The sequence below is a fragment of the Photobacterium sp. R1 genome (assembly GCF_054600795.1).
In genome coordinates, this window is sequence record NZ_BAAHZP010000460.1 from 1 (window position 1) to 280 (window position 280).

Genomic DNA, 280 nt, shown 5'->3' on the forward strand with positions numbered 1-280 from the left:
TGGCACAAGCGTACCAAGGTCAAGAAAGATCTGGCTAAAGCGGAAGAGATCCTCAATGCCGATCACTATGGTCTGGAGCGCGTCAAAGACCGCATTCTTGAGTACTTAGCCGTTCAGAGCCGTATCAATAAGCTGAAAGGCCCGATCCTGTGCCTGGTTGGCCCTCCCGGTGTCGGTAAAACCTCTCTGGGACAGTCCATTGCTGCTGCCACTGGTCGCAAATATGTGCGTATGGCCTTGGGTGGGGTACGTGATGAAGCGGAAATCCGTGGTCACCGCC

Annotated in this window: 1 protein-coding gene; it reads left to right on the top strand. The window is 54.6% G+C overall.

Annotated elements, in window-relative coordinates; all coding sequences use genetic code 11:
- Nucleotides 1–280: AAA family ATPase (locus ACYP03_RS25850; RefSeq protein WP_459782655.1), on the top strand; the 280-nt coding region annotated here is incomplete at both ends.